Consider the following 18197-nt stretch of genomic DNA (forward strand, 5'->3'; position numbering starts at 1 on the left):
GCGTCTCCTTGAGGTGGTTTCGGTTGGACGGACGATGCGTCACTCGACGAGGCCGGCCAGGCGCGGCAGCCACAGCGACACGTCGGGTACGAAGACGACGAGGAAGAGCATGACGATCAGCACGACGAGGAACGGCATCATTCTCTTGATGACCGGCTCGAGCCTCGTCCTGGCCACCTGAGTACCGACGAACAGCACCGGCGCCGAGGGTGGCGAGATCACGGCGATCGACAGGTTGAAGACCATCATGATGCCGAAGTGCACCGGATCGACGCCGTAGGAGACCGCGATCGGCAGGAAGATCGGCACGAAGATCAGCAGCGCCGGCGTCGGGTCGAGCGGGATGCCGATGACCAGGAGCACGAGCATCATGATCAACAGCACGACGACCTTGGAATCGGTCCATCCGAACAGCGACTCGGCGATCAGCTGCGGCAGCCGCGCGTAGGTGAGGATGTAGCCCATGATCGACGACACCGCGATCAGGAAGATCACGATCGCGCTCGTGCGGCAGGCGTCGTACAGGATGCGGTCGAGGTCGCGCACCCTGATGGTGCGGTAGATGAACGACAGCACGAGCGCGTAGACGACCGCGATCACCGCGCCCTCGGTAGGCGTGAAGAAGCCGGCGACGATACCGCCGATGACGACCACGATGAGCCCGAGCGAGGGCAGGGCCTGCAGGACGGTGGCGAAGAAGACGCCCCAGCCGGGGAACGGCTGGCCCTTCAGCTCCGGGTGACGGCGCGCGTAGAAGTAGACGACGCCCGCGCACGACAGGGCCCACAAGGCACCGGGGATGTAGCCGGCGAGGAACAGCGCCCCCACCGAGGTGCCACCGGCGGCCAGTGAGTAGATGATCAGCGTGTTGCTGGGCGGGATCAGCATCCCCGCCGGTGCGGAGCTGACGTTCGTCGCCGCCGACATCGCGGGGTCGTATCCGCTGCGCCGGAGCATCGGCGTCATGGTCGAGCCGACCGCGGCCGCGGTGGCCACCGCCGAACCCGACACGGTGCCGAAGATCGTGTTGGCGATGACGTTGCTCTGCATGAGGGAAGCCGGTGCGCGCCCGACGAGCACGCGGGCGAGGTTCACGAGCCTCTCGGCTATCCCACCGGTGTTCATGATGACGCCGGCCAGCACGAAGAAGGGAATTGCCAGGAGGGCGAACGAGTTCGCGCCGCGCAGCATCTGCTGGGCGGAGGTGATGGCGCCGTTGTCGAAGCCCGCCACCAGCATGAGGCAGACGGTCGAGGGCAGACCGATCGCGACCGAGACCGGGGCTCCGATGGCGAGGAGGACGACGAGGCCGACGATGAGGATCAGCCCGATGACGAGTGGATCGATCATGCGGTCGCTGCCCCCGGGTCCTCGCGGAAGCCCTCGCGTCCCGTGAAGTCGCGAGACAGGGCGTGGGCGATGTGCAGGAACAGGTAGAAGGTGATCAACGCTCCCGAGATGGGCAGCGCGAGCGAGAGCTGGCCCTGCGTGAAGGGCAGCAGCGGGTTCGTCTGCGCCCACGCGACCCTCGACTGCTCGATGCCGCCGAAGAGCATCACGTAGCCGACGAAGGCGAGCACCGTGAGATAGGCGAGGACGTCGACGATCCGCTGCCAGGAGACCGGCAGCTTCTCGACGAGGAAGTCCATGACCACGTCCGCCTTCTCGCCGATCGCGATGGAGATGCCGATCAGGCTGACCCAGACGAAGGTGTAGCGCGCGGCTTCCTCGCTCCACGCACTCGGTGCGCCCAGGACGAGGCGGGTGAAGACCTGCCAGACCACGAGCAGCACGAGCACGGCGAACAGGACGACGCAGACGGCTCGCAGGGTGCGATCGAGCCAGAGGCGGACGACGGTCATGGACTTCCCACCGGTGGAGGGGACGGACGGGATCAGCTGCGAGCGGCTTCGATGGCGTCGTAGATCTCCTGCTGACGCTCGGTCGTCACCAGCTCCTCGTGGAGCGGGAGCACTGCCTCACGGAAGGCGTCGGCATCCGCTTCGACGAACGTCGCGCCGGCCTCTTCCGCGTCGGCCTTCGCGGTCTCGACAGCGTCGCCGAAGGCGGCGAGCTCGGTGTCGATCGACTCGGCGAGCAGCTCTTCGAAGATCTCCTTGGTCTCGTCGTCGAGCGAATTCCACGTGCTGGGGCTAGCGATGAGGTAGTCGGGCATCATCAGGTGCTCGGTGTAGGAGTAGTACGGCGCGATCTCGTCGTGCGAGAGCGACGAGTAGATGAGCTCGTTGTTCTCGCCGCCGTCGATGACCCCGGACTGGATCGCGGTGTACACCTCGTCCTGGGCCATCGGGGTGCCGACGCCGCCCATGAGCTCCATCATGCGGACGTTCGTGTCCGAGCCGATCACCCGGATCTTGAGGCCGGCGAGGTCGTCGGGCGTCTCGACCGGCTTGTCCGTGTACACGTTGCGCACACCACCGTGGTAGGCGGCGAGCACCTCGATGTTGTCCTGCGAGAGCGAGTCGTACAGCTCGCCGACGATCTCCTGGTCGTTGAGCACCTCGAGCTGGTGTTCGGGCGACTCGTAGACGTACGGCAGGTTGACCACCGAGAAGTCGGGCTCGAGGCTCTCGAGCAGCGAGCCGGCGACGAAGGCGAAGTCGATGGTGCCCGACTGGACCTGCTCGATGGTGGCTTCCTGCGCACCCAGGGTGCCGTCGGGGAACAGCTCGAGCCGGTAGCGACCGTCGGTCTCTTCCTCGAGCTTGTCGGAGAGCTCGAGGATCGCCTGGGCCTGGGGGTGCGACTCGTTCTGGTTGAACGCGACGCGGAACACCTGAGTGTCTCCGCCGCCGCCACCCTCCCCAGAGCCGGAGCCGGAGCCGGAGCCGGAGCCGCAGCCCGCCAGGGTGAGGGTGATGACCGCTCCGGTCGCGACGACGCTCGCGATGCGCTTGTGCGGAAGCATGTGGACTCCTCTTCGAGTTGACACCGGGCACCCGTGCGCCGGCGGCTTGAGACTCGGGTCACCCTACGCAGACGGAACCCGGTTTCGCCAGATGGAACTTTTCACGGAACTGTGTTCCACTTCCCCGAGCGGCAGCGTCCATCGCGCGTGTCGACGGCGCTCAGGGAGGAGACGTGGTGGGAGCTGGCGAGTACACGGGCGGAGGGCGAGCCGCTGCTTACACGGGTGCGGGCCGCATCGAGGTGAGGGACAACGCCGTCACGGGCCCGCAACCAGGTCAGGTGCAGATCCGCGTGGCGTACTGCGGCATCTGCGGCACCGACCTGCACATCCTGCACGGCGACATGGACCACCGGGTGAGCCCGCCGCAGGCGATCGGTCACGAGATGAGCGGCACTGTCGAGGCCGTCGGCGACGGGGTCGAGGGCGTGCGCCCGGGTGACTCCGTCACCGTCATGCCCCTGGACTGGTGCGGCGACTGCCCCGCCTGCCGCGCAGGCCACCAGCACATCTGCCACCGCCTCACCTTCGTCGGCATCGAGACCACGGGCGCGATGCAGGAGCTGTGGACGGTGCCCGAGTCGATCGTCGTCCCGCTGCCCGGCGAGGTGTCGCTGAAGCACGCCGCTCTGGTCGAGCCGCTCGCGGTCGCCTCGCACGACGTGCGCCGCTCGCGTCTCGCCGAGGGCGAGACCGCGCTGATCATCGGCGGCGGGCCGATCGGTCAGCTGATCGCCCTGGTCGCCGCACAGGCCGGCGCGCACGTCGTCCTGAGCGAGCCCAACGCCGACCGTCGCGCCTTCGCCGCCCGGCACGGCGCGACCGTCATCGACCCGATCAACGAAGACCTCGCCTCCCGCATCCAGGAGCTCACGGCCGATGCCGGAGCCGACGTGGTGTTCGAGGTCGCCGGCGTCGCCGCGACGGCACTCGAGGCCACGGCGCACGCCCGTACCCGGGGTCGTGTCGTCATGGTCGCGATCCACCCACGCCCCGTGCCGATCGATCTGCACCGGGTCTTCTGGCGCGAGCTCGAGCTGCTCGGCGCACGCGTGTACGAGCGCGAGGACTTCGAGCACGCGATCGCCCTGATCGCGCGGAGAGCCATCCCCGCCGACGAACTGATCAGCGCGACCGTGCCGCTCGACCGCACTGCTGAAGCGTTCGACAGCCTCACTCGCGCCGAGTCGATGAAGGTCCTCATCGATGTGCAGCACTGACCGCTTCTCACCGACCGACCCCCAGTTGGGAGCACCAGCATGACCGCGATGTTCGACCTCACCGGCACCACCGCCGTCGTCACCGGAGCGCGCCGCGGCATCGGGTTCGCCATGGCCGAGGCACTCGCGGTCGCGGGTGCCGACATCATCGCCGCCTCCGCCGGCCAGGAGGAGGACGGCGGCGAGATCGGCCGCCGCGTACGCGAGCTCGGCCGCGGGTTCGAAGGGCACCGCGTCGACTTCCGCGACCGCGAGGCCGTCACCGCCTTCGGCGCAGCCGTGGCCGGACGCACCGACATCCTCGTCAACAACGCGGGGACCATCCGCCGCGCCCCCGCTGCCGAGCACCCCGTCGAGTGGTGGGACGAGGTGCTCGACGTGAACCTGAACAGCCAGTTCGTGCTCACGCAGCAGATCGGCACGTCGATGATCGAGCGCGGGCGCGGCAAGGTCATCTTCACCGCGAGCCTGCTCAGCTTCCAGGGCGGCATCAACGTGCCGGGCTACGCCGCGGCCAAGTCGGGCATCTCGGGACTCACCAAGGCGCTCGCCAACGAGTGGGCGCCGCTGGGTGTGACGGTGAACGCGATCGCCCCCGGTTACATCTCCACCGACAACACCGAGGCGCTGCGCGGGGACCCCGACCGCTCGCAGGCGATCCTCGCTCGCATCCCCGCCGCGCGCTGGGGCCGGGCGAGCGACCTCGGTGGCGCGACGGTGTTCCTCGCGTCCGCCGCCTCGGACTACGTCACCGGCGTGATCCTCCCGGTCGACGGCGGGTGGCTCGGCCGATGAGGGGAGACCACCCGCTGTTCACCCACCGAGTGGTGCCGCTGGCCTCCGTCTCGCACCCCGAGACGATCGAGGCGATCGGTGAGGGTCTCGTCGCCGGCGGGCTGCCCGTCGTCGAGGTGGCCCTGCGGGGTGAGTTCGGCATGACGGCGGTGCGGCGCCTCGCCGGGCGCGACGACCTGCTCGTCGGCGCGGGCACGGTGCTCTCGGTCGAGCAGGCCCGGGCAGCCGTCGACGCGGGCGCGCAGTTCCTCGTGAGTCCCGGCCTGGACCTCGAGCTCGTCGCCTTCGCGGGTGAGGCCGGCGTACCGATGGTGCCTGGTGTGATCACGCCCACCGAGGTGCAGCGCGCCCGCGCCGCCGGGCTCACCCGACTGAAGCTGTTCCCGGCCGGGGTGTTCGGCGGGCTGTCGCTGATCGACGCGTACGCGTCGGTGTTCCGCGACATCCGGTTCATGCCGTCGGGCGGCGTCTCCCCCGGCAACCTCCCCGACTACCTCTCGCGCGCCAGCGTCTTCGCGGTGAGCGGCAGCTGGATCACGCAGGCCGCGGACGAGGGTGCCGAGGCTGTCGCCGCACGCGCCCGCGAGGCTGTCGGGGGGGCCGGGTGAGCACCTCCCCCGCCGATGTCGTCGTCGTCGGTGAGAGCCTCGGACTGCTCGTCGGCGAGCAGACGGGGCGCCTCGCGCGCGGCGAGCGGATGCGGCTGACCTTCGGTGGTGCGGAGAGCAACGTCGCGATCGGGGTGTCTCGACTGGGCGGCTCGGCCGCATGGATCGGCCGCCTGGGCGCCGACGCTGTCGGAGCGATGATCATGCGTGAGCTGCGTGCCGAGGGCGTCGCCGTGCATGCGGCGACCGAGTCGGCAGCGGCGACCGCGCTCATGCTCAAGGAGCGCGTGCGCCCCGGCGCCAGCCGCATCACCTACTACCGGCACGGGCAGGCAGGCAGTCGGCTGTCACCGGCCGACATCCCGACCGACGTCGTGACCTCGGCGAAGGTGCTGCACATGACCGGGATCTCGGTGGCGCTGGGGGCGGGGCCTCGGGATGCTGCGACGCACGCCGCTGATCTCGCCCGCGAGAGCGGCACGCTCGTGTCGTTCGACGTGAACCACCGCGCAACGCTCGTCGATGACCTCGAGCAGACACGACGCGGCTACCTCGCTCTCGCCGAACGCGCCGATCTGCTCTTCGCCGGCAACGACGAGGCGGAGCTCCTCACCGGGGAGAGCGACCCGGAGCGGCAGCTCGATGCGATGCTCGCGCTCGGTGCTCAGCAGGCCGTGGTCAAGCTCGGCGAAGACGGCGCGATCGCGGCGACCGCGAACGGCGACCGCCTGCGCCAGGGCGCGTTCCGGGTTTCAGCCGTCGACACGGTCGGCGCGGGCGACGCGTTCGTCGCGGGCTGGCTCGCCTCGTTGGTCGATGGTGGCGACCTCGACGCTCGGCTCGACACCGCTGTCCGCTGCGGAGCGCTGGCCTGCCTGACCGAGGGCGACTGGGAAGCCGCGCCGACGCGGGTCGACCTCGCCTGGCTGGACGCGAGCCACCTGGACCCCGTCTCGCGTTGAGGAGCTCTCTTCGGCGCCAGCGCATCGACCGGAACGTGGGAGGACGGCGACGACGAGCTGGTCCTCGGGGCATCGGAACCTGTCCCGCTCGAAGAGTTCGAGCCGGTTCGAGCGGCCGACCACCCGCATGCCACGCTCGCAGTCACGTCCTACCGGGATCATGTCGTTGTTGCGCTTCTCGCCGCGCTCCCGGTGGGAACCACCTGCCGCCGCACGGACCAGCTGAGAGGGACACCTGATGCAGACCGCTGAGCCAACGGAGCTGTTCGACCTGCGCATGAGCGAGGAGGCCAGGCCGCTCTACGACCGCGTCGTCCGGTTCCTCGAGGACGTGGTCGCGCCGATGCAGGAGGAGTACTTCCGGCTCGGTGGGGGACGCGCCGACCCGTGGTCGTACGCACCGGGTCAGCTCGAGGCGCTCGAAGGGGCCAAGACCAAGGCCAAGGAGGCCGGTCTGTGGAACTTCTTCCTTCCCAACTCCGAGGTCGGCGGCCTGACCAACCTCGACTACGCGTACATCGCCGTCGAGCTCGGCAAGTACCCGCTGGGCTCGGAGTCGCTCAACTGCTCGGCCCCCGACACCGGCAACATGGAGGTGCTCGAGCGCGTCGGGACCCCCGAGCAGAAGGCCCAGTGGCTCGAGCCGCTCCTCAACGGCGAGATCCGTTCCGCCTACGCCATGACCGAGCCCGACGTGGCCAGCTCCGACGCCAAGAACGTCCGGCTCCAGGCGGTGCGCGACGGCGACGAGTACGTCCTCAACGGCGAGAAGTTCTACATCTCCGGAGCCGGAGACCCTCGCTGCAAGATCATGATCGTCATGTGCCAGACGAATCCCGACGCGCCGGTGCATGCACAGCAGTCGCAGATCCTGGTGCCGATGGACACCCCCGGCGTCGAGGTGCTCGGCCCGATGCGCGTGTTCGGCCGCGACGACGCCCCCCACGGTCACATGCACATCCGTTTCACCGACGTGCGCGTGCCCGCCTCCAACATGCTCCTCGGCGAGGGCCGCGGCTTCGAGATCAGCCAGGTGCGCCTGGGGCCCGGGCGCATCCACCACTGCATGCGCGCCATCGGCCAGGGCGAGAAGGCCCTCGAACTGATGATCCGCCGGGGCAAGTTCCGGGAGGCGTTCGGCAAGCCCGTCCTGAACCTCGGCAAGAACATGGAGACGGTGTCGCGGGCGCGGATCGAGCTCGATGCCTGCCGGCTCATGGTGCTGAAGGCCGCCAAGGCGATGGACGTGCTCGGCAACTCCCAGGCCCGCGTCTACGTCTCGGCGGTGAAGGCGATGGTGCCGGAGAAGGTCTGCCAGATCATCGACCAGGCCATCCAGATCCACGGCGCCACCGGAGTGTCGCAGTGGACGCCGCTGGCCGACATGTACACCAGCCAGCGCACCCTCCGCCTGGCCGACGGACCCGACGAGGTGCACCACTTCGTCGTCGCCCGCCAGGAGGCCGGTCGCTACGCCGAACCGGCCCCCGGTCGCTCCGAGGCCCTCGGCGACGGCGTCTTCGCCGGCCCCTGAGCGGCGCAGGTCCCTGGTTCGGCGCAGGCCCCGTGGTCGGCGCGCCTCGGGCGCGCCGACCACGGGGCCGGGATGGCCGCGTACCAGCAGGCGCCTCCCGGCATGGGCGCCGACGGTGCCGAGCGGATCAGCCGACCGCTCGGCATCGACGGCCGGGAGGTGGCTACCGAGTTCGTCGTCCCGCGGACTCCGGTCGGTCCCCGGCGGAGCTCCGTCCGCCGGGGCCCCACCGGAGCCTGGCCGGCCGGTTGCCCCGACTCCCCCGGAGCCCCGGAGCGATCCGGTCCGGCCCCGGCCTGGGACGAGCCACCGTCGACGACGCCGACGGCCTCAGTGCTCGTGGGGTATGACGAGCACCTGACCAGCTCGGATGACCGTGGTCGTCAGTTGGTTGGCCGACATGATGTCGTCGACCCGGACCCCGTGGGCCAGCGCGATGTGACCGAGCGTGTCCCCCACGGCGACGGCGTACCCGCTCTGCGGGGACGCTGGGGCTTCTGCAGCTTCCTGCGAAGCGGGGACCGCGAGCACCTGGCCGGCCCGGATGACGGTGGACGTCAGCTCATTGGCCGCCACGATGCCTTCGACCGGGATCCCGTGGGCCAGCGCGATGTGACCGAGCGTGTCCCCGGGGGCGACGGTGTACTGCCTCGTCGGTGGTGCGGGTTCCATGGGCGGTGCCGGCTCGTCGGGTGGCGCCGGCTCGTCGGCCGGTGCCGGGGCCGGGGGTCGCCATGCGACGTCGGCGGCCACCCCGGTCCACCAGGACGTCTGCCGCAGGGCACCGCTCCAGGACAGCGAGATGTGCACGTGGCCGGTGTGCGCGTCGGCGCCCTGGTACGGCAGCCAGCCCTCGGTGGCGCGTTCGGCGGACCAGATCCGGTGGTCCCAGATGACGTACATGACGCCGAGCCGCCGGGCGTTGTACGCGTCCTCCCCCGCCGGGCCGGGCGCGACGAGCCAGCCGAGGAACTCCTCGGCGGCGACCCGCTCTGCCGGGATCTCCGCCTTCAGCATCCAGTCCCAGGCACGCCCTTCCTTGTGCTCGCTCGTCCCGCCCCAGGCGCAGTCACGGACGTACCCGCCGTTCCAGCCGACGCCATAGTGGGTGAGCACCGTCTCGGCCAGCGCCCGGACGCCCGGCTTGGCGACCGGGTCACAGGTCGTCTGCCCGACGTAGGGGGCGAGGGGTTCGAGCTCGGGTGGTGCGGCTGCGGCTGCGGGTGCGGTCGGGCCGGGCACGTCGTCCGCGTGCGCGGGTGCAACCAGGAAGCCGACGGCGCCGGCCGTGGCGAGCGGGAGGGCCACGGACCACCGGCGCCTGGCCCGGCGTGGGCCGGCGGGACTGCTGGGACCCCACCATGTCGACAGACGCACGCAGTCCTCCAGTGCCCGGTGAAGGCTCATCGCACGGGACGTGAGCCGCCCGGGTCCACCCCGCCAGCTGGGGCGACGGGATGGCACGGCGCGTCCCCCACCGAGCGGAACCGGCCATGTCCGGATACGACCTGACACCCTCTCCGACCACCTGCTCCCTCGTCCCGGCACGAATCCGACGGCCAGGAGGACCACCGCGCCTGGGGCCACCGGGCGCCCGCGGGAGGCCGGCATCCAGGTCAACCCGCCCCGCCGTCCGGGGCCGGGTGGCTCGGCAGGGCACACCGCGCGGCGGAAGGGGTCGTCAGCGGATGTCGCGCATCGGGGCGATGCAGCAGCCGTCGCAGGGATGGGCGGTGGAGACCCCACCGACGGACTGGAGATCGATGACGTCGTCGGGGTCGGGGTGCCCGATGCCGTGGGCGCAGCGGCGGAGGGAGTAGCCGCGGTCAGCGCTCCAGGTCATGGGCCAGCTCCGCATGTGGTGGTCGCTCGGGCGGTGCCAGCAGCACGGGCGGCCGGCACAGGTCTCGGGGTCATGTGGTGCGGCGGGGCTCATCGGGTCCTTCTGACGTGTCGAGCAGCCCTGTCGGCCTGCACCTCCCCCGCCCCTGGACGGAGCCGGGGCCGCCCATGCGGTGAGGAGGACGGCATGGGCTCCCCAGCCGGGGAACTGCTGGGTCCGGGAGCGAGCAGGTCTCCGTCGGGGATCGACACAGCAGCACTGTCGACGGCCAACCTGGGACCTCCGGGCAACCAGCCTGTACGGCGCCTGCGAAGGGGTGGGCGCAGGTAGCGCGTCGCCCCCCGGACGGCGAGGTGGACTCCCGCGGTCGTCAGGCCCTGGGAGCGCATCCACCCGGTTCGACTGGGACGCGATCGGGTAGCGCACAACTGACGTCGGCGGGAGCGTCGGCGGCCATCCCGACGCGCGAGGAGATCGCACTCATGAGCATGACCGGCACGGACGCCGCGACCGGCTCCCGGGACATCAAGAACCACGAGAGGACCAGCTTCGCCGACCTCGGCAAGGAGATGTGGTCCTACCTCACCGGCAAGGGCGCCGCGATCAACTACGAGTTCGTGGACATGACCGTCGAGGTGCCCCGGGAGACCGGATCGGACGCCCCGCGCGCCGTCTGGCGGCTCAACGGCACGCTGCGCATCACGACCGCCGAGATCGCCGGCCGGGGATGACGGACGCGCGCGGCCCCGTGCACCTGTCCGGAGAGCTCTCGCTGGAGGTGGACGGGGCGGGCGTGCAGGTGCTCGCCGACGGCGCGGACGTGCGGATCGTCGCCGAGGACGTCGGCGCCTTCGTGGCCCGGGTCCGGGAGGCCGCGACCGCACGGTCGGGGGTGGCGCCGGGCCGGCGGGACCTGGGTGGGCTGGCCGAGGCCCTGGCCGCCTCCGGGGTCACCGCGCACCTGGAGTCCCCGACGCGCCCGGTGGCCGTCGCCGGCGCCGGCGTCGACTCCCCGGCCGGGGCGCTGCTGCTGGGCACCCGGCGGGTGCGGCCGGGCGCGGCCGTGGTGGTCGCCGCCGGCCGCGGCCGGCGGCTGCTCGCCGCGGGCGCCGTCGCGGTGGTGCTGGTGACCGTCCTCGCCCGCCGCCGCAGGTGACCCGCCGGCGGGCTCTCGGCGGCCGCCGTCCGCGCTCACCCGGGCGACGGTGACCGCTCCTCCGCGAGGCGGTCGGCGAACAGCGGCGGCAGGTAGCGCAGCATCAGGGCCGACCAGACCAGGTGCGTGAGCACGGGGGCCTGGATCCCTCCGGTGACCCTGCGCTGTACCGCGAAGAGCAGACCCATCGGGACGCTCGCCAGCACGAGCGCCGCGTTGCGGGTGGCCGTGGTGGCCAGGGCGTACACCGCGGTCGACGCCAGCACCGGCCGGTCCGCGCCCGCCGCCGCGTAGAGCGCGCCGCGGAAGAACACCTCCTCCGCCACGCCGTTGGCCAGCGTGGTGGTGAGCACGAGCGGGTTCGACCCCTGGTCGGCGTAGCGGAGCACCGAGCCGATCGCCCGGTCCAGGACCGGGATCCGCCGGGCGACCAGCGCCGCCGCGTAGAAGGCCCCGAAGGCGCCGATCCCCGAGGCGACCGGCGTGAGCACGGGCCGGCGCAGCCGGTCGCCGGGCCCGAACATCCGTCCCAGGTGCAGTGGCCCGGACGCCAGCCCGCCGACGACCCAGGTGCCGGCGACCCCGAGGGTCAGCCCGTAGAACCGTGGTGAGCCCGGCGGCGTCGACAGCGACACCCCGAGCAGCGACGCGCCGGTGACCGCGACGACGCCGGTGACCCGCCGGCGACGGCGGAAGGCCGCGTCGGTCTCCCAGTGGTCGCGCGGGACCGCCCGCAGCAGCGGCCCGGCCGCCCGCTCGACCGCCGCCCGCAGCCGGTGCCCTCGGCGGCGGGTCACCGCCGGGCTCCGCGGCTCAGCCACCCGCCGCGCCGCTCCCCCACCTGCTGCCGGCGTTCCCGCGCCCGCTCCATCAGGGCGGTGAGCACCATCTCGTCGTAGTCCATGGGCTCGAACGGGACGGCCGAGCGGATGGCGTCGTCGGTCGCGACCACCTCGATGGTCATCGAGTCGATGAGCGAGCGGCCGGTGGCGACGTCCACGTCGGTGACCAGGGCCAGCCAGCGCGAGGACAGCTGCGGGCTGAGCAGCGGCACGGGGACGACGAACAGGTGCCGGTTCTGGATCTCGGCCACCCGGGTGAGCATCTGCAGGTAGGTGAGCACCTCCGGGCCGCCCACCTCGAACACCCGTCCCGCCGTGTCCGGTGCGTCGAGGACGCCGACCAGGTACCGGACGACGTCGGCGACCGAGATCGGCTGCGTCCGCGTGCTGACCCACCGGGGGGTGACCATCGCGGGCAGGTGGGCCACCAGCTGGCGGGTCATCTCCCAGGAGACCCCGCCGTGGCCGACCACGATGCCCGCGCGCAGCACGGTTACCGGCAGACCGGTGCCGCCCAGGAGCCGCTCGACCTCGCGGCGGCTGCGCAGGTGCGGCGACAGCCGGTCGTCGTCCCGGCCCAGGCCGCCGAGGTAGACGATCCGGCCGACCCCGGCCGCGGCGGCGGCCCGGGCGAAGGCATGCGCCGCGTCGGCGTCCTTGCGCTCGAAGTCCGGGTCGCCGAGGGAGTGCACCAGGTAGTAGGCGACCTCGCAGCCCTCGAGCGCCGCCCGCAGCGATGCCTCGTCGCCGACGTCGCCCGCCACCGGGGTGCCGGCCCCGCGGTAGCTCTCCGGACGTCGGGTCATCGCCCGGACGTCGTGGCCCGCCTCGTCCAGCGCGGTGGCCAGCCGGCTGCCCACGAACCCCGACGCGCCGGTGACCAGGACCCTCACCGGCACAGCCTCACCCGGCCGGCCGGTGGGCGCGACCTGTAGGCGTCTCCGGCCGGGGATGACACGATCTCCGTCGGTGCGGGGCCCCTGCCGGCCGGCCTCCGCGACCCGGAGCCTCCGGTCCCGTTCGCCCAGTGAGGAAGACGCGATGACGCAGAACCCAGGACGGACGATCTACATCGACGGGCAGTGGCGTGGGGCCGACGGGGGCGCGACGTTCAGCGTCACGGATCCGGCCACGGGTGAGGTCATCGGGCAGGCCGCGGATGGCGGCCGGGTCGACACCGAGGCGGCCATCGCGGCTGCCGACCGCGCGTTGCCGGCCTGGTCGGGCGCCACGGCCTACGAGCGCGCGGCCGTCCTCGCGAAGGCGGATTCCCTGATGCGGGAGCGACGGAAGGACCTCGCCGCGCTGATGACCCGGGAGCAGGGCAAGCCGCTGAAGGCCTCGATGAACGAGGTGGCGTACGCCGCTGACTTCCTGGCGTGGTTCGCCGAGGAGGCCAAGCGCGTCGGTGGTGTCACGATCCCCTCGGCGCGGGCCGACCAGCGGTTCCTGACGATGCGTCAGCCGGTCGGCGTGGTTGCGGCGATCACCCCCTGGAACTACCCGATCTCGATGCTGACCCGCAAGCTCGCACCGGCCATCGCCGCCGGGTGCACCTCGGTGCTCAAGCCCGCCGACCAGACGCCGCTGTGCGCGGTGGCGACGGTGCAGCTGCTGGCCGATGCGGGGGTTCCCGCCGGGGTGGTCAACATGGTCACCACCACGCGCCCGGCCGAGGTCGGCGACGCGCTGCTGGAGTCGCCGGTGGTGCGGAAGCTGACGTTCACCGGCTCCACGGGGGTCGGGAAGATGCTGGCCGCGAGGGCCGGCGCCACGCTGAAGCGGGTGTCGGTGGAACTGGGCGGCCACGCGCCCTTCATCGTCTTCCCCGACGCCGATCCGGTCCGCGCGGCGAAGGGTGCCGCGCTGGTGAAGTTCCTCAACACCGGCCAGGCGTGCATCAGCCCCAACCGCATCTACGTCCACCGCTCCGTCTACGACACCTTCGTCACGACGCTCGAGCAGCGGATCGCGGCGCTCCGCGTCGGCAAGGGCGACCAGGACGGCGTCTCGATCGGCCCGCTCATCGACGAGCGAGCCGTGGCCAAGATGGAGGCCCAGGTGCTCGACGCCCGCACCCGCGGCGCCCGGGTGGTGGCGGGAGGCCGGCGCCTGCAGGTCGACGGCCTGGAGGGCACGACCTTCTTCTCGCCGACGCTGCTCGCCGACGTGACGCCGGACATGCTCATCTCCCGCGAGGAGACCTTCGGCCCGATCGCCGCGGTCACCCCGTTCGACGACGAGGACGAGGTCGTCGCCCGGGCGAACGACACCGAGTACGGCCTCGCCGCGTACGTCTACACCAACGACCTGTCCACGGCGATCCGCGTGACCGAGAAGCTGCGGTTCGGGATGGTCGGGATCAACGACATCAACCCCACGTCCGCCGCGGCTCCCTTCGGCGGGATCAAGGCCAGCGGCCTGGGCCGTGAAGGCGGGTACGAGGGGATCGACGAGTACCTCGACACCAAGCTCGTCGGCATCTCGATCCAGTCGAGCCTTCGCCGTTCCCGCGGCAGCGGGCTCAGGCCGCGGCGGCCCGCTCCAGGGCGCGCCTCGTGAGGAGCCGGGCCAGGTGCCGCCGGTACTCGGCGTCGGCGTGCATGTCGGCTCCCGGCGACGTCCCCTGGTCGGCGAGCCCGGCGGCCTCGGCGATCGATGCCCCGCGGGCGAGCGCCTCCTCGGTCGCCGTCGCGCGGAGCACCGTGCCCGCCATGTTGGCCAGCGCCACCCGTCCGTCGACGGCGGCGGCGGCCACGATCGGCCAGTCGTTCTCCCGCCGGGTGAACTTCTCGTAGGCCCATCCGGTGGAGCCGGTGCGCGGCACCCGCAGCTCGACGACCATCTCGTCGGGCGACATGGCCGTCTCGAAGAAGCCGGTCCAGAAGTCGGTCACCGGGACAGGGCGGCGCCCACCGGGCCCCTGCAGGACCACGGTCCCGCCGAGGGCGAGCAAGGCGGTCGGCAGGTCGGACGCCGGGTCGCTGTGCGCCGTGGTGCCGCCGATCGTGCCGCGGTGCCGGACCTGGGGGTCGCCCACCCGGCCGGCCACGTGCGGCAGGATCGGCACCTCGGCACGGGCGACGTCGTCGCGCTCCAGCTCGTGGTGGCGGGTGCACGCACCGATCGCCACCTCGTCGCCCTCGACCCGGACGTAGGACAGGTCGGCGATCCCGCCGATGTCGATCAGCACGCTCGGCACGGCGAGCCGCAGCTTCATGATGGGCAGCAGCGAGTGGCCGCCGGCGAGCAGCTTGGCGTCCTCACCGTGCTCGGCCAGGGACGCCAGCGCCTCGTCGACCGAGTGCACCTTCACGTAGTCGAACGGGGACGGGATCACCGGGTCACCTCACCGGCGGCCGGACCGGCCTGCGCCGCCACGCGGACGGCGCGGACGATGTTGTGGTAGCCGGTGCAGCGGCAGAGGTTGCCCTCCAGCCCCTCCCGGACCTCCCGGTCGGTGGGGTCGGGGTTGTCGGCCAGCACGCCGATGGCGGCCATCACCATGCCGGAGGTGCAGAAGCCGCACTGCAGCCCGTGCTCGGCCCGGAACGCCGCCTGCACGGGGTGCAGTTCGCCGTCCGGACCGGCCAGCCCCTCCAGGGTCGTGACCTCGGCCCCGTCGGCCTGGGCGGCCAGCACGGTGCAGCTCTTCACGGACAGCCCGTCGACGATGACGGTGCAGGCACCGCAGGACGTGGTGTCGCAGCCGATGTTGGTGGCGGTCAGCCCGCAGGTCTCCCGGAGGTAGTGCGCGAGCAGCAACCGCGGCTCGACCTCGTCGGTCCGCTGCGTGCCGTTGACGGTGATCGAGACCTGCATCAGCTGCCTCCCCGCTGGGCATGCTGGATCGCCCGGAACACCCGCATGGGAGTGGTGGGCATGTCGATGTGCCGCACGCCCAGGTGCGACACGGCGTCGATGACGGCGTTCTGCACCGCCGGGGTGGCGCCGATCGTCCCCGCCTCGCCGATGCCCTTGGCTCCCAGCGGGTTCATCGGCGTCGGAGTGGCCATGTCGACCAGCTCGAAGCTGGGCAGCTCGGTGGCGGAGATGAAGGGGTAGTCGGCCAGCGTCGACGTGGTCGGGTTGCCGTCCTCGTCGTAGAGCACCTCCTCCAGCAGCGCCTGGGCGACGCCCTGGGCGTAACCGCCGTGCCGCTGGCCCTCCGCGAGCAGCGGGTTGAGGATCGTGCCGGCGTCGTCGACGGCGATCAGCCGCGTGACCTCGGCCTTGCCGGACTCGACGTCCACCTCGGCCACCACCACGTGGGCTCCGAAGGGAAACGTCGGGGCGGCGGCGGTGAACCTGCTCTGCACCAGGAGCTGCTCGTCGGCGGCCAGCTCGGCGAAGGTGACCCCCGCGCCCGGCGTGCCCCGGACGGCGAGGCCGGCGAGACCCAGGTCGACGACGAGGTCGGCGGGGTCGACCTCCAGCTTCTGCGCGGCCCGCGCCCGGGCCAGCTCGATCAGCTCACCGGCTGCCTGGTGCACCGCCGCGCCGCCCTGCTGCAGGCTGCGGGATCCCATGGTGCCGCCGCCCTGCGGCACCCGGTCGGTATCGCCGTGCACCACGGTGATCTTCTCGACGGGGATGCCGAGCTGGTCGCCGGCGATCATGGCCCACGCGGTGGCGTGACCCTGGCCGTGCGGCGAGGTGCCGGTGAGGACCGTGGCCGTGCCGTCCTCGTGGACCTCGAGCGCTGCGGCCTCTCCGGTGCCGGCACCGTTGTCGGCCCCGGTGATCTCGACGTAGACCGACATCCCGATGCCCAGCTGGCGTACGTCGCCGCGCTCGCGCCGCCGGGCCTGCTCGGCTCGTAGTTCGGCGTAGCCGGCCGCCTCCAGCGCCTTGTCCAGGGCCCCGATGTAGTCGCCGTTGTCGTACGTCGCGCCCGTCGGCGTGGTGTGCGGCTCGCTGAACGCCGGCAGCAGGTTCTTCCGGCGCACCTCGGCGGGGTCCATGCCGATCTCCGCGGCGAACCGGTCGACCGCCCGCTCCAGGGCCGATGTCGCCTCGGGCCGTCCGGCGCCCCGGTAGGCGCCGATGGACGTCGTCGTGGTCGCCAGGGCGCGTGCCTGGGCGTGGACCCTCGGGAAGCCGTAGACCCCCGGGGCCATCAGCAGGGTGAACCTGGGGAGGGCCGTGCCGATCCGCGGATAGGCGCCGCAGTCCTGGTCCGCCACCAGGCTGTAGGCCTCGATGGTGCCGTCCCGGCGCCCACCGATGGTGACCACCTGGTCCTGCGCCCGCCCGTGCAGCATGCCGATCAGGTTCTCCGACCGGCTCTCCGACCAGCGGACGGGCCGGCCGACGTGCCGGGCCATCCAGGCGATGAGGGCGTACTCCGGGTCGGCGCCGATCTTGGCCCCGAACCCGCCGCCCACGTCGGGGGTGATCAGGTGGATCAGGTCAGGATCCATCTTCAGCCAGTCGCCGAACTGCCCCCGGGCCTGCTGGGCGCCCTGGTTGGTGCACCAGACGGTGACCCGGCCGTCGTCGCCCCAGACGGCCGCGGCGGCCCGGGTCTCCAGCGGCACCGGGGCCACCCGCTGGTTGACCATCGGCTGGGTGACGACGACCTCGCAGCCGTCGAAGAAGTCCTCCGGCGCCGGTCCGCCGAAGCCGGCCATCACGTTGGTGCCCGCCTCGGGGAAGAGCAGCACCTCGTCCTTGGCCGCCTCGGCCGTGCCGATCACCGCGGGCAGGGGGTCGATGTCGACCACGACGAGCTCGGCGGCGTCCTCCCCCTGGTACCGCTCCTCGGTGAGGACGACGGCGATCGGGTCGCCGACGAACCGGACCCGGTCCGACGCGAGCCACGGGCGCGTCATGGCCGGGTGGACGAAGGGGAACGGCGGTGGCAGCGGGATGAGGTCGGCGACGTCCTGCGCCGTCACGACCGCCACCACACCGGGCGCCTCCAGGGCTGCGGAGGTGTCGACCGACAGCAGGCGACCGTGCGCGACGGTGGACCGCACGAACGTGGCGTGCAGCGCTCCGGCGAGCCGCTCGTCGACGAGGTCGTCGGTGTAGACCGCGCCCCGGGTGAGGAAGAGCGGATCTTCGGTGCGGACCACCCGGGTACCCAGAATGCTCATGCGCCAGCCTTCCGTCGTCGCCAACGAGCACACTCAACCAGACCCTGTGACGGCGGCCACACGTTGATCGCGCGAGGAAGACCGTTCGTCACGGGTGATGCCTGCTGTCACGGACGCATCGTCAGGCCCCGCCGTCTCGCCCCGGCGGCCGGCCGGTGCGACCGTGGCCGCCCGACCACGGCGGTTCGTCGCCGACGAGGGACGCGA

Annotated in this window: 18 protein-coding genes; 8 read left to right on the forward strand and 10 right to left on the reverse strand. The window is 72.0% G+C overall.

The window, feature by feature from the left end; genetic code table 11:
• Window positions 1–39: 39 nt before the first annotated feature.
• From ABDB74_RS10250 to ABDB74_RS10260, 3 genes are read right to left on the reverse strand one after another with little or no spacing between them, the layout of a single operon-like run.
• Entirely contained in the window at window positions 40–1350 is a 1311-nt protein-coding gene (locus ABDB74_RS10250; protein ID WP_346623763.1) for a TRAP transporter large permease, read from the reverse strand.
• Window positions 1347–1862 carry a TRAP transporter small permease gene (locus ABDB74_RS10255; RefSeq protein WP_346623764.1) on the reverse strand — a complete coding sequence of 172 codons (516 nt, stop codon included), beginning with the start codon at window positions 1860–1862 and terminating at the stop codon, window positions 1347–1349. The genes ABDB74_RS10250 and ABDB74_RS10255 overlap by 4 nt, the downstream gene beginning before the upstream one ends.
• A gap of 32 nt (window positions 1863–1894) precedes the next feature.
• The gene (locus tag ABDB74_RS10260) at window positions 1895–2929 is read right to left on the reverse strand and encodes a TRAP transporter substrate-binding protein (protein WP_346623765.1); all 1035 of its coding nucleotides are present in this window, start codon (window positions 2927–2929) and stop codon (window positions 1895–1897) included.
• 176 nt (window positions 2930–3105) lie between these two features.
• Between ABDB74_RS10260 and ABDB74_RS10265 the strand changes: the two genes are divergently transcribed.
• From ABDB74_RS10265 to ABDB74_RS10285, 5 genes are all read left to right on the forward strand, one after another.
• Window positions 3106–4149, forward strand: coding sequence for an alcohol dehydrogenase catalytic domain-containing protein (locus ABDB74_RS10265; protein WP_346623767.1), 1044 nt, complete (start codon window positions 3106–3108; stop codon window positions 4147–4149).
• Window positions 4150–4188: 39 nt separating this feature from the next.
• Window positions 4189–4944 (forward strand): SDR family oxidoreductase, encoded by a 756-nt coding sequence (locus tag ABDB74_RS10270; RefSeq protein ID WP_346623768.1) that lies wholly within the window; start codon window positions 4189–4191, stop codon window positions 4942–4944.
• Complete coding sequence (locus ABDB74_RS10275) at window positions 4941–5552, forward strand: bifunctional 4-hydroxy-2-oxoglutarate aldolase/2-dehydro-3-deoxy-phosphogluconate aldolase (protein ID WP_346623770.1); 612 nt, start codon at window positions 4941–4943, stop codon at window positions 5550–5552. Before ABDB74_RS10270 ends, ABDB74_RS10275 begins: the two co-directional genes overlap by 4 nt.
• On the forward strand, window positions 5549–6514 hold the full coding sequence (locus ABDB74_RS10280) for a sugar kinase (RefSeq protein WP_346623772.1): 966 nt from the start codon (window positions 5549–5551) through the stop codon (window positions 6512–6514). The genes ABDB74_RS10275 and ABDB74_RS10280 overlap by 4 nt, the downstream gene beginning before the upstream one ends.
• A 238-nt stretch (window positions 6515–6752) precedes the next feature.
• A complete protein-coding gene (locus tag ABDB74_RS10285) occupies window positions 6753–8048 on the forward strand; it encodes an acyl-CoA dehydrogenase family protein (protein WP_346623774.1) in 1296 nt (431 codons plus the stop codon).
• 330 nt (window positions 8049–8378) lie between these two features.
• Here ABDB74_RS10285 and ABDB74_RS10290 read toward each other — a convergent pair whose 3' ends face one another.
• The gene (locus ABDB74_RS10290) at window positions 8379–9356 is read right to left on the reverse strand and encodes a LysM peptidoglycan-binding domain-containing protein (protein ID WP_346623776.1); all 978 of its coding nucleotides are present in this window, start codon (window positions 9354–9356) and stop codon (window positions 8379–8381) included.
• Between the two features lie 373 nt (window positions 9357–9729).
• Window positions 9730–9891, reverse strand: coding sequence for a hypothetical protein (locus ABDB74_RS10295; RefSeq protein ID WP_346623777.1), 162 nt, complete (start codon window positions 9889–9891; stop codon window positions 9730–9732).
• A gap of 482 nt (window positions 9892–10373) precedes the next feature.
• Between ABDB74_RS10295 and ABDB74_RS10300 the strand changes: the two genes are divergently transcribed.
• Together ABDB74_RS10300 and ABDB74_RS10305 are read left to right on the forward strand one after the other, a co-directional pair.
• Window positions 10374–10622, forward strand: a complete 249-nt coding sequence (locus ABDB74_RS10300; protein WP_346623779.1) for a hypothetical protein — start codon at window positions 10374–10376, stop codon at window positions 10620–10622.
• Window positions 10619–11047 (forward strand): hypothetical protein, encoded by a 429-nt coding sequence (locus ABDB74_RS10305; protein WP_346623781.1) that lies wholly within the window; start codon window positions 10619–10621, stop codon window positions 11045–11047. Before ABDB74_RS10300 ends, ABDB74_RS10305 begins: the two co-directional genes overlap by 4 nt.
• Before the next feature lie 35 nt (window positions 11048–11082).
• Here ABDB74_RS10305 and ABDB74_RS10310 read toward each other — a convergent pair whose 3' ends face one another.
• Window positions 11083–11844: a CPBP family intramembrane glutamic endopeptidase gene (locus tag ABDB74_RS10310; RefSeq protein WP_346623783.1), complete on the reverse strand. Its 762-nt coding sequence runs from the start codon at window positions 11842–11844 to the stop codon at window positions 11083–11085.
• Entirely contained in the window at window positions 11841–12782 is a 942-nt protein-coding gene (locus tag ABDB74_RS10315) for an NAD(P)H-binding protein (protein ID WP_346623784.1), read from the reverse strand. Before ABDB74_RS10315 ends, ABDB74_RS10310 begins: the two co-directional genes overlap by 4 nt.
• 148 nt (window positions 12783–12930) lie before the next feature.
• Here ABDB74_RS10315 and ABDB74_RS10320 point away from each other — a divergent pair, with 148 nt between their 5' ends.
• Window positions 12931–14451, forward strand: coding sequence for an NAD-dependent succinate-semialdehyde dehydrogenase (locus tag ABDB74_RS10320; protein WP_346623786.1), 1521 nt, complete (start codon window positions 12931–12933; stop codon window positions 14449–14451).
• Here ABDB74_RS10320 and ABDB74_RS10325 read toward each other — a convergent pair.
• From ABDB74_RS10325 to ABDB74_RS10335, 3 genes are read right to left on the reverse strand one after another with little or no spacing between them, the layout of a single operon-like run.
• Entirely contained in the window at window positions 14414–15229 is an 816-nt protein-coding gene (locus ABDB74_RS10325; RefSeq protein ID WP_346623788.1) for a xanthine dehydrogenase family protein subunit M, read from the reverse strand. The genes ABDB74_RS10320 and ABDB74_RS10325 overlap by 38 nt on opposite strands.
• Complete coding sequence (locus ABDB74_RS10330) at window positions 15226–15711, reverse strand: (2Fe-2S)-binding protein (RefSeq protein WP_346623789.1); 486 nt, start codon at window positions 15709–15711, stop codon at window positions 15226–15228. Before ABDB74_RS10330 ends, ABDB74_RS10325 begins: the two co-directional genes overlap by 4 nt.
• Complete coding sequence (locus tag ABDB74_RS10335) at window positions 15711–17990, reverse strand: xanthine dehydrogenase family protein molybdopterin-binding subunit (protein WP_346623790.1); 2280 nt, start codon at window positions 17988–17990, stop codon at window positions 15711–15713. The genes ABDB74_RS10330 and ABDB74_RS10335 overlap by 1 nt, the downstream gene beginning before the upstream one ends.
• Window positions 17991–18197: the final 207 nt, after the last annotated feature.

It is taken from the genome of Blastococcus sp. HT6-4, assembly GCF_039679125.1.
GTDB lineage: Bacteria > Actinomycetota > Actinomycetes > Mycobacteriales > Geodermatophilaceae > Blastococcus > Blastococcus montanus.

Excerpts from the sequence above, each read along its gene's own strand:
- ABDB74_RS10250 (WP_346623763.1), bottom strand. The coding sequence starts at position 1,350 with ATGATCGATCCACTCGTCATCGGGCTGATCCTCATCGTCGGCCTCGTC.
- ABDB74_RS10255 (WP_346623764.1), bottom strand. The coding sequence starts at position 1,862 with ATGACCGTCGTCCGCCTCTGGCTCGATCGCACCCTGCGAGCCGTCTGC.
- ABDB74_RS10260 (WP_346623765.1), bottom strand. The coding sequence starts at position 2,929 with ATGCTTCCGCACAAGCGCATCGCGAGCGTCGTCGCGACCGGAGCGGTC.
- ABDB74_RS10270 (WP_346623768.1), top strand. The coding sequence starts at position 4,189 with ATGACCGCGATGTTCGACCTCACCGGCACCACCGCCGTCGTCACCGGA.
- ABDB74_RS10275 (WP_346623770.1), top strand. The coding sequence starts at position 4,941 with ATGAGGGGAGACCACCCGCTGTTCACCCACCGAGTGGTGCCGCTGGCC.
- ABDB74_RS10285 (WP_346623774.1), top strand. The coding sequence starts at position 6,753 with ATGCAGACCGCTGAGCCAACGGAGCTGTTCGACCTGCGCATGAGCGAG.
- ABDB74_RS10295 (WP_346623777.1), bottom strand. The coding sequence starts at position 9,891 with ATGACCTGGAGCGCTGACCGCGGCTACTCCCTCCGCCGCTGCGCCCAC.
- ABDB74_RS10300 (WP_346623779.1), top strand. The coding sequence starts at position 10,374 with ATGAGCATGACCGGCACGGACGCCGCGACCGGCTCCCGGGACATCAAG.
- ABDB74_RS10305 (WP_346623781.1), top strand. The coding sequence starts at position 10,619 with ATGACGGACGCGCGCGGCCCCGTGCACCTGTCCGGAGAGCTCTCGCTG.
- ABDB74_RS10320 (WP_346623786.1), top strand. The coding sequence starts at position 12,931 with ATGACGCAGAACCCAGGACGGACGATCTACATCGACGGGCAGTGGCGT.
- ABDB74_RS10330 (WP_346623789.1), bottom strand. The coding sequence starts at position 15,711 with ATGCAGGTCTCGATCACCGTCAACGGCACGCAGCGGACCGACGAGGTC.
- ABDB74_RS10335 (WP_346623790.1), bottom strand. The coding sequence starts at position 17,990 with ATGAGCATTCTGGGTACCCGGGTGGTCCGCACCGAAGATCCGCTCTTC.